This window comes from Streptacidiphilus neutrinimicus (assembly GCF_000787815.1).
Lineage (GTDB): Bacteria > Actinomycetota > Actinomycetes > Streptomycetales > Streptomycetaceae > Streptacidiphilus > Streptacidiphilus neutrinimicus.
The window spans coordinates 5,217-5,849 of record NZ_BBPO01000158.1; the positions used below are offsets into that span (position 1 = coordinate 5,217).

Sequence of the window (633 nt, forward strand, 5' to 3'; positions counted from 1 at the left end):
CGTAGTTAGCCGGTGCTTCTTCTGCAGGTACCGTCACTTGCGCTTCTTCCCTGCTGAAAGAGGTTTACAACCCGAAGGCCTTCATCCCTCACGCGGCGTCGCTGCATCAGGCTTTCGCCCATTGTGCAATATTCCCCACTGCTGCCTCCCGTAGGAGTCTGGGCCGTGTCTCAGTCCCAGTGTGGCCGGTCGCCCTCTCAGGCCGGCTACCCGTCGTCGCCTTGGTAGGCCATCACCCCACCAACAAGCTGATAGGCCGCGGGCTCATCCTGCACCGCCGGAGCTTTACACCCCAGAGCATGCGCTCCAGGGTCATATCCGGTATTAGACCTCGTTTCCAAGGCTTGTCCCAGAGTGCAGGGCAGATTGCCCACGTGTTACTCACCCGTTCGCCACTGATCCACCCCGAAGGGCTTCACCGTTCGACTTGCATGTGTTAAGCACGCCGCCAGCGTTCGTCCTGAGCCAGGATCAAACTCTCCGTGAATGCTCTCCCGTAATCGGGACATCCAACGCAGAGCGGCACAGCATCCACTGGAATGAGCGGACCCGTGCACAGCGTCCTCGCTGAAAAATTTGTTCTCAAAAGTAACTGGCGTTGACTTTTGGCACGCTGTTGAGTTCTCAAGGAAC

The 633-nt window shown here is 58.3% G+C and carries 1 rRNA gene (cut by a window edge); it reads right to left on the minus strand.

Annotated elements, in window-relative coordinates:
* A 16S ribosomal RNA gene (locus tag TR48_RS38005) occupies window positions 1-487 on the minus strand (it extends 1,482 nt beyond the left edge of the window).
* Between the last annotated feature and the right edge of the window lie 146 nt (window positions 488-633).